This is a genomic window from Actinotalea sp. C106 (assembly GCF_023630195.1).
GTDB lineage: Bacteria > Actinomycetota > Actinomycetes > Actinomycetales > Cellulomonadaceae > Actinotalea.
In genome coordinates this window covers 1-8393 of record NZ_JALPKN010000137.1, presented here as the reverse complement: position 1 = coordinate 8393, position 8393 = coordinate 1, and the positions used below count along the sequence as shown (strand labels likewise).

Annotated in this window: 5 protein-coding genes; 4 read left to right on the top strand and 1 reads right to left on the bottom strand. The window is 74.9% G+C overall.

The features are described from left to right. Positions 1-34 precede the first annotated feature (34 nt). The 3 genes from L0B03_RS10465 to L0B03_RS10455 all read left to right on the top strand — a co-directional run bounded on the left by L0B03_RS10465 (position 35) and on the right by L0B03_RS10455 (position 4852). The gene (locus tag L0B03_RS10465) at positions 35-1231 is read left to right on the top strand and encodes an MFS transporter (RefSeq protein ID WP_308200037.1); all 1197 of its coding nucleotides are present in this window, start codon (positions 35-37) and stop codon (positions 1229-1231) included. 99 nt (positions 1232-1330) lie between these two features. Further along, positions 1331-3535: an alpha-galactosidase gene (locus L0B03_RS10460; protein WP_250445740.1), complete on the top strand. Its 2205-nt coding sequence runs from the start codon at positions 1331-1333 to the stop codon at positions 3533-3535. 72 nt (positions 3536-3607) lie between these two features. Continuing rightward, complete coding sequence (locus L0B03_RS10455) at positions 3608-4852, top strand: glycosyl hydrolase (RefSeq protein WP_250445739.1); 1245 nt, start codon at positions 3608-3610, stop codon at positions 4850-4852. Positions 4853-4955: 103 nt separating this feature from the next. Here the strand turns inward: L0B03_RS10455 and L0B03_RS10450 are convergent, their stop codons facing one another. After that, positions 4956-7199 (bottom strand): glycoside hydrolase family 3 C-terminal domain-containing protein, encoded by a 2244-nt coding sequence (locus tag L0B03_RS10450; RefSeq protein WP_250445738.1) that lies wholly within the window; start codon positions 7197-7199, stop codon positions 4956-4958. Between the two features lie 134 nt (positions 7200-7333). Here L0B03_RS10450 and L0B03_RS10445 point away from each other — a divergent pair. Then, positions 7334-8393: helix-turn-helix domain-containing protein (locus L0B03_RS10445; protein WP_250445737.1), on the top strand; the 1060-nt coding region annotated here is incomplete at its 3' end.

The window sequence follows — 8393 nt, the reverse complement described above, 5'->3', positions numbered from 1 at the left end:
TGCCCGCGGACATCTTGTCGATGTTGGCCTGCGGGTGGAACTCGTCGCCCTCGGCGCCCTGGCCCTGGGTGGCTTCGGCATCGGCACCGCCGAGTTCGCAGCCATGGGCCTGCTGCCCGGGATCGCCGCGGACCTCGGCGTCTCGATCCCTGCGGCCGGCCACGTGATCACGGCCTACGCGGTCGGCGTCGTGCTCGGGGCCCCGGCCCTGACCGCCCTCGCTGCCCGCTGGGACCGACGCACCCTGCTCGTGGCGCTGATGGTCACCTTCACGATCGGCAACCTGCTCTCGGCCCTGGCGCCCACCCTCGAGTGGCTCGTGGTCGGCCGCTTCTTCGCGGGGCTGCCGCACGGGGCCTTCTTCGGCGTCGGGGCCGTCACCGGGACCGCCGTCGTCGGGCCGGCCCGCAGGGGCATGGCGGTCGCGACGATGATGGTCGGCCTGACCGTGGCCAACGTGGTGGGTGTGCCGCTGTCGACGGCCCTCGGGCAGCGGGTGGGCTGGCAGTCGGCCTTCGTCGTCGTCGGGGTGCTGGGTCTGGCGACGCTGCTGGCCCTGGTGCGGTGGATCCCGAAGGTCCCGTCGGCGAGCGACGCGAGCATCCGGCGGGAGTTCAGCGCCCTCGCGAACAGGCGGCTGTGGACGGCCTTCGCCGCCGGGTCCATCGGCTTCGGCGGGATGTTCGCGGTCTACTCCTACGTCGCCCCGCTGACCACCGAGGTCACCGGGCTCGCCGAGCGCAGCGTGCCGTGGGTGCTGGCCCTGTTCGGCCTCGGTATGACCGTGGGCACGCTCGTGGGTGGGCGCGTGGTGGACCGGTCGGTCGTGCTGGCCGTACGGCTCGGCTTCGTCGGGACGATCCTCGCGCTGCTGCTGGTCGCGACCACGAGCGCCACGGTCGCCGGGGCCCTGGTGTCCCTGGTGGGGCTCGGGGTGTCCTCCCAGGTGCTCGGGATCGCCCTCCAGGCCCGGCTGATGGACCTCGCCCCCGCGGCTCCCTCGATCGGGGCGGCGCTGTGCCACTCGGCCCTCAACGCGGGCAACGCGGCCGGGGCCTTCCTCGGCGGGGCGGTCATCGCGGCGGGGCTGGGGTTCCTTGCCCCGGCATGGGTCGGCCTCGCCCTCACGGTGGTCGGCCTGGCCATCGTGCTGGTGAGCGGTCGGCTCGAGCTCCGAGCGAGCCCGTCGGGGCCGGTGGACGCGACGCAGCGCGTGGGTGCCACGCCCTAGGCTCGGACAGCCCTGCGCGACCTGCCTGCGCGACCCGCCTGCCTGCATGACCGACCTGCCCGTACGACCGACCTGCCCGCACGACCGAGGAGTCCCTGGGTGCCCGCTGACCCGACCGCCATCGTCCCGACCGCCGACGGCGCCTCGACCGGGCCCGCTCCGGCTGGCCTGTGCCACCTGCGCGCCGGGGGCGTGAGCCTCGTGCTCGACTGGTCCGACGGTCGGCTGCCGCAGGTCCACCACTGGGGCGCGGACCTCGGCGAGCTCAGCGAGGACGAGCTGCGCGACCTCGCCCGGGCCAGCGTGCTCCCCATCGTCACGGGCCAGCTCGACGCCGTCGTGCCGCTGTCCCTCGTGCCCGAGCAGTCCGCCGGGTGGATGGGCACCCCGGGCCTCACGGGGCACCGCGCGGGGGCGGACTTCACCACGGCCTTCACCGTGCGCAGCGCCCACCACGAGCAGCCGGCCGGGGACCCCGTCGTCGTGCACCGCCTGCGCCTCGAGGCCGCCGACGACGACGCCGAGCTCGCCCTGGTCCTGCACGTCGAGATGCTCGTCTCGGGGCTGGTGCGGCTGCGTGGGGAGGTCACCAGCACGGGGGCCGGAGTCTTCGACCTCGCGGGGCTCGACCTCGCCCTGCCGGTCCCGACCGAGGCCGACGAGGTCCTCGACCTGACCGGTCGGCACCTGCGCGAGCGGGCCCAGCAGCGCCACGCCTTCACCCTGGGCACGCACCTGCGCGAGAGCCGCCGCGGGCGTGGTCACGACGCGAGCCTGGTCGTCGCGGCCGGGGCGCAGGGCTTCGGGTGGCGCAGCGGTGAGGTGCGCGCGGTGCACCTGGCGTGGTCGGGCAACACCCGCACCTACGCCGAGCGCACCAACCACGGTGCCTCGATGCTCGCGGCCGGGGAGCTGCTGCTCGCGGGGGAGGTGCGCCTCGCGCAGGGCGAGACGTACGAGGGCCCCTGGGTCTACGGCTCGGTCGGCGACGGCCTCGACGCGATGGCGGCTCGCTTCCACACCTACCTGCGTGCCCGCCCCGAGCACCCGCGCTCGGCCCGGCCGGTGCTCATCAACGTGTGGGAGGCCGTGTACTTCGACCACGACCTGGGCCGCCTCATCGAGCTGGCCGACCGCGCCGCGGCCCTCGGCGTCGAGCGGTACGTGCTCGACGACGGCTGGTTCGGCTCGCGCCGCGACGCCACCTCGGGGCTGGGGGACTGGGAGGTCTCGGCCGAGGTGTGGCCCGAGGGGCTCGGCCCGATCGTGGACCACGTGCACGGCCTGGGCATGCAGTTCGGCCTGTGGTTCGAGCCCGAGATGATCAACCCGGACTCCGACCTCGCCCGCGCCCACCCGGACTGGATCCTCGCGCCGCCGAGCCGCCTGCCCGTCCCCGCGCGGGACCAGCAGGTGCTCGACCTCACGCACCCCGGCGCCTACGCCCACGTCCGGGACCAGATGCTCGCGGTGCTCGCCGCGCACCGCATCGACTACATCAAGTGGGACCACAACCGGGACCTCGTCGAAGCCGCGCACCAGCCCACCGGCCAGGCCCGGGTGCACGAGCAGACCCTCGCCGCGTACCGGCTGATGGACGAGATCCGCGCCGCCCACCCCGCCCTGGAGATCGAGTCCTGCGCCGGGGGAGGGGGCCGGGTGGATCTGGGCGTCGTGGCCCGCACCGACCGGGTGTGGACCTCGGACTGCATCGACCCCCTCGAGCGGCAGCTCATCGAGGCCGGCGCCCACCTGCTGCTGCCCCCCGAGCTCCTCGGCTCGCACATCGCCTCGCCGATCAGCCACACCACGGGTCGAGCCCACGCCCTCGACTACCGGGCCGGCACGGCCTTCTTCTCCCACCTGGGCATCGAGTGGGACATCACCCGCGCCGAGGAGCAGGACCTCGCCCGCCTGGCCACCTGGGTCGCCGCCCACCAGGAGCACCGGGCCCTGCTGCACTCGGGGGTCGTGGTGCACTCCGACCAGCCCGACCCGGCCCTGTGGCTGCACGGCGTGGTCGCCCAGGACGGGTCGGCCGCGATCTTCACCTTCACGACCCTCGCGACCCCCGTGGCCGCACCCCCCGGGCGCCTCCGCCTGCCGGGGCTGGACCCCGAGGCGCGCTACCACCTGCGGCCCCTGCCCCCCGGGGACGTCACCGGGGGACGCACCTCCCAGGGGGCCGTGGCCTGGTGGGCCGACGGCGTGACCCTCCCGGGACGGGTGCTGGCCGAGGTCGGGCTGCAGATGCCTGCCCTCAACCCCGAGCAGATGGTGCTGCTGCACGCTGCCCGGGTGTGACCGACGTGACCTGAGTGCTCGCGCCGCGGCCCTCACGACGGCCGGGGCGCGGCCGATCCTCAGGGTGCGCAGGTGCGCGCCGACCACGAGGGGATCACCGTGCTGAACCGACGACCCGCCCGGGCCGCCGCCGTCGCCTCTCTCGCGGCCCTCGCCCTGCTCTCCGGCTGCACCGCGTGGGTGCCCGAGGAGTGGCGCGAGGCCTCAGCGCCCCCGGCCGACCCCACACTGCCCGCCTGCGTGGTGCCCGACGGGCGGGACCTCGCCCCCGAGGACGGCGCCCTGCTCGGCGTCAACGTCGAGTGGGGCTCCCAGACCCTCGAGGACGTCGCCGCGGCCTGGGGTGAGCGCCCCGCCGTCGCCGTCTCCTTCACCGACATCCCGCTCGACGCGACCGACGTCGAGAACGTCACGGCGGCGGGGGAGCAGGTCCGGGACGGCGGTGGGGTGCTGCTGCTGACCCTCGAGCCCGTCGGCGGTCTCGCGACCGTCACGGAGCCGGTGATCGACGACCTCGTCGGCGTGCTCTCGCAGATCAACGCGACCGGGGTCCCCGTCGTCGTGCGCTTCGCCCACGAGATGAACGGCAGCTGGTACGCCTGGGGGCACCAGCCCATCGCCTACGTCACGGCCTTCCGCGAGGTCGCGTCCGCAGTGCACCAGGGTGCGCCCGGGTCGGCCATGATGTGGGCCCCCAACAGCGGCAACGGCTACCCCTTCCCCGAGGGCGTCTCGACCGCCCAGCCCGGCACCGAGGACCACGCGGCCCTCGACACCGACGGCGACGGCGAGCTCACCGCCGCGGACGACCCGTACGCCCCGTACTACCCGGGGGACGACGTCGTCGACTGGGTGGGCATGTCCATGTACCACTGGGGTGACGCCCACCCGTGGGGCGAGAACGAGGTGCCCGAGGACGGCAAGCTGGTCGCCGAGCTGACCGGCACCTACGACGGCCGGGGTGGTGACCACACGGGGGTGCCGGACTTCCACCAGGAGTACGGGGTCGAGCGGGGGAAGCCCGTCGCGGTCCCCGAGACCGCGGCCCTCGTGGTGCCGGGGGCTGACCTCACGCCCGAGCTCGAGCTCGAGATCAAGCAGGCCTGGTGGCGCCAGGTGCTCGACCCCGAGCTCGTCGAGCAGCTGCCCCAGGTGCGCATGATCAACTGGTTCGAGTGGGTCAAGGAGGAGGCCGAGGTCGGCACCACGGTGGACTGGGGCGTCACCACCGACCCCGCGATCGCCGAGGCCTTCACGGCTGAGCTGCCCGCCTGGGCGGTGTACGGCGAGGCGACCGAGCGCTGCGCGGCCGCGTAGACGTCGGCGCGCAGGCCCGCTCCCACCTCCCACCCGCCTCGGCGGATGGTCCGCCTCAGGCTCTGACCCGCGGCAGGCTCTGACCTGCCGCAGCCTCTGACCCTCAGCCCCGGGTCTGGGCGGCCCAGCCCTCGAGCTCGGCCTCGTCGAGCGGGAAGCCCGGGAAGCGGCTCATCCTGACCGCCGGGATCGCCCGCATCATCTCGCCGTGGGCCGGGTCGTCGAGCATCGCCTCGAAAGGCCCACCCAGGTGCTCACGCAGCCGCGGGCCGACCTCGGGGTGGTCGAGCCAGGTGCCGATCGGGCTGAGCAGGTCCAGGGGCGGGGCCGTCCGATCCCCCGGCAGCTCGATGCTCGCCGTCGCCCGCACGTCCCGCGACGAGGCCCCGACCCGCACCTCGAAGGTGCCCCCCTCGACCACCCAGCGCTGCTCGCGCGTGCTCCACCAGGCGAAGGCCCGTGCGTCGAGGGGCACCGTGACCTGGCGGCTCTCCCCGGGCCCGAGGGCCACCCGGGTGAAGCCCTTGAGCTCCTGCTCGGGCCGGAAGACGCTGCTGGCCGGGTCGGCGACGTAGACCTGCACCGTCTCGACCCCCGCGCGCGGCCCGGTGTTCGTGACCGTCAGGCTCACCTCCACCTCGGCGGCGCCGGCGTCCACCACGGTGACCTCGAGGTCGCTGTGCTCGAAGCGCGTGTACGTCAGGCCGTGGCCGAAGGGGTACGCGACCTCCATCTGCCGGGCGTCGTACCAGCGGTAGCCGATGAGCAGCCCCTCGCCGTAGCGCACCACCCCCTCCTCACCGGGGAAGGCACCCACCGCGGGGGTGTCCGCGAGGCGCAGCGGGACGGTCTCGGCCAGGCGGCCCGACGGCGAGACCCGCCCCAGCAGCAGGTCCGCGAGGGCCGACCCCCCGGCCTGCCCGAGCAGCCACCCTTCGAGCACGGCGCGCACCCGCCCGCGCCACGGCATCGACACCGCAGACCCGTTCGCGAGGACGACGACGACGTCCCGGCTCACCTCGGCCACGGCCTCGAGCAGGGCCACCTGCTGGGCCGGGAGCTCGAGGTGCGTGCGGTCGTACCCCTCGGACTCGGCGGCCGCCGGCAGCCCGAGGAAGAGCAGGACGACCTCGGCCCCGCGGGCGGACTCGACGGCCTCGTCGACCAGGCGCGGGTCGGCCTCCTCGGCCTCCGTGACGTACCCCGCCGCGAAGCTGACCTCACGCCGGCCGGCGAGCTCCTCCTGCAGGGCGGTGAGCGCGTCGTCGAGCCGGGTGGGAACCACCTGCGAGCTGCCGGCCCCCTGGTAGCGCGGGGTGCGGGCCATCTCGCCGATGACGGCGACCCGCCCGCCCGAGGTCGGGTCGAGGGGCAGCAGGTCGCCCTCGTTCTCGAGCAGCACCGCGCTCGCGGCGGCGGCCTCCCTGGCCAGGGCGTGGTGGGCCTCGACGTCGAGGGACTCGGTGACCCCGAGGACCGGACGGGCCTTGTCGACCAGGGTGAGCACCCGGCTCGCCGCAAGATCGACCTCGCCCTCGGTCAGGGTTCCCGCGGTCACGGCGTCGAGCACCGCGCGGGTCCCGGCCCCGCTCGAGGACGGCATCTCCAGGTCGAGGCCGGCGGCGACCCCCGCAGGGCGCTCGTCGACCGCGCCCCAGTCGGAGACCACGAGCCCCTCGAAGCCCCACTGGTCGCGCAGCACCTCGGTGAGCAGCCACGGGTCCTGCGAGGCGTAGACCCCGTTGATCCGGTTGTAGGAGCACATGACGGTCCAGGGCTGGGCGGTGCGGACCACGTGCTCGAAGGCCGGCAGGTAGATCTCCCGCAGGGTGCGCTCGTCGACCTCGGCCGAGATCGTCATCCGCTCGGTCTCCTGGTTGTTGGCCGCGAAGTGCTTGAGGGAGGTGCCCACGCCCCGGGACTGCACCCCCGCGACCATCGCCGCGGCCAGCCGACCGGCCAGGAACGGGTCCTCGGAGAAGTACTCGAAGTTCCGCCCGCACAGCGGGGTACGCTTCATGTTCACCCCGGGGCCCAGGAGCACCGAGACGTTCTCCACGCGGCACTCGTCCCCGAGCGCCTCCCCGACCCTGCGCAGCAGGTCCACGTCCCAGCTCGAGGCCAGCCCTGCCGCGGGTGGGAAGCAGGTCGCGGGGATGCTGCCGCCCACACCGAGGTGGTCACCCTCCTGGGGCTGCTTGCGCAGGCCGTGCGGGCCGTCGGTCACCATGATCGACGGCACGTCGTGGTGCTCGAGCCCCTGGGTGTGCCAGAAGTCAGCGCCGTCGAGCAACGAGGCCCTCTCCTCGAGGGTCATGGTGGCCAGGGCGGGGTGCAGGTCGGTCATGGTGCTCCGTCGGTCGGGGTGGGCGCTCCTCCCGACCATCGTGCCCCTCCTGTTCCCCGCACCGCCACGGCGACGTACGCTGCGCCCAGCGCCTGATCGGGCGCTCCCACCGACAACGTCGTCGAAGGGGGAGCATGACCGTCGACCCGTGGCTGGCCTGGCCCACCGGATCCGACCCGCACGAGCTCGCCGCGCGCACCCGCCGCGCCCACGAGGCCTTCCTCGGCGGCAGGTCGGGGACGCCGGTGCGCCAGGTGGTCCTGGACTCGTGGCGGCGCAGCCGACGCAGCGGGGTCGACCCCGAGCACCCCCGCGTCGAGGTCGACCTGACGGGTCGCGGGCTGGTCGACCACCGCGACCAGCACCCGCTCGCCACCGCCCTCCCGGTGGTGCGGCGCGCCCTGCTCGAGGGCTCGGGGGCCGACGGCGTGGTGGTGGCCCTCGGCGACGCCGCCGGACGCCTGCTCTGGGTCGAGGGCGACCGGGAGGTCCGACGGCGGCTCGACGGCGCGGGGTTCGTCGAGGGCTCGTGCTGGCTCGAGGGGGCGGTCGGGACGAGTGCCCCCGGCATCGCGCTCGCGACCGACCACGAGGTGCAGGTCTTCGCGGCCGAGCACTTCAGCCTCGCCGTCCAGCCGTGGAGCTGCTCGGCGGCCCCCGTCCACGACCCCGTGACCGGGGCGGTGCTGGGGGTGCTCGACCTCACGGGCGGGGACCAGGCCGCGGCCCCGCACATGCTGGCCCTGGTCCGGGCCACGGTGCTGGCCGTCGAGGCGCAGCTCGCCCTCGCCGCCCTGCGTGCACCGGCCTCGCCGACCGTGCCAGGTCTGACCGTGCTCGGCCGCCCGACCGGGATGCTCGGTCGTACCGACCTGACCCTGCGCCACGCCGAGATCCTGCTGCTGCTCAGCAGTCACCCTGAGGGCCTCGGGGCCGACGAGCTCGCGGTGCTGCTGCACGCCGGGGAGGTCTCCGAGGTGACGGTGCGCGCGGAGATCTCCCGGCTGCGGCGCGCCGTCGGGCCGGTGCTCGGCGGGTCCCGGCCCTACCGGGTGGCCGGCGAGCTGACCACCGACGTCGACATGGTCCGCGCCCGTCTGGACCGGGGGGCCGTCGCCGGGGCCGTCGCCGCCTACGCGGGGCCCGTCCTGCCCCCCTCGCAGGCCCCCGGGGTGGTTGCCCTGCGTGAGGAGC

What these genes read in the sequence shown, in the direction of transcription:
- L0B03_RS10450 (WP_250445738.1), bottom strand. Translation starts at nt 7,199, where the DNA reads ATGACCGACCTGCACCCCGCCCTGGCCACCATGACCCTCGAGGAGAGG.